Origin of the sequence: Bartonella sp. OD88NMGDW (assembly GCF_042193775.1) — a bacterium.
In the GTDB taxonomy this organism is placed as follows: domain Bacteria; phylum Pseudomonadota; class Alphaproteobacteria; order Rhizobiales; family Rhizobiaceae; genus Bartonella; species Bartonella grahamii.
Genome location: NZ_JBHIMA010000087.1, coordinates 1 through 589 on the forward strand (window position 1 = coordinate 1; position 589 = coordinate 589).

Annotated in this window: 1 pseudogene; it reads left to right on the forward strand. The window is 41.9% G+C overall.

Annotated elements, in window-relative coordinates:
- Nucleotides 1-118: 118 nt before the first annotated feature.
- Nucleotides 119-589: pseudogene (locus ACFIJR_RS09245) on the forward strand (hypothetical protein); the annotation flags it as partial.

Below are 589 nucleotides of genomic sequence, written 5' to 3' on the forward strand. Positions count from 1 at the left end.
AAAGACCCCGATTGTGCAACGGCAGCTTACAATGACTTTAACGAACAGTTGCATGAATTGCGTGCAGAGACGTCTCAACGTCATAACGTGACCAGAATAATACCAACGGATTTTTAGCATGGTTTATTTTCCCATTGCCGATTACAGACCAGATGTTGCGGTTGTCAACGGCAGTTTTACGGATAGCCTTGTGAATGTTTTACCGGCAGATGGCGGTTACATACCCATGCCTAGTGCAATGGTTGTTTCTAATCCTTTGGAAGAAAAGCCCTTGGGTTCAATCGCCTTTAGAAGCGGTAATGGTGTTAAGATAATCGTAGGAGGCAAGCAAAAGCTTTACAGTTATGATAGTCAAACGAAGGGTTGGAAGGACATAAGTCAAAGAGGTGTGACTTATCATGCCCATGAAGATAATCAATGGTCGTTCGCTTTGTTTGGTCAAAGAATTATTGCGGTGAATAAAAATGATAAACCACAAGTTTTTAATACCCATAGTTCTGAACGATTTGAAGATTTAGGAGGCAATCCCCCGAAAGCAGGCTTGGTGAAGGTTTGGGGACCTTTTGTTTGTTTGATGCAATTGACAGAT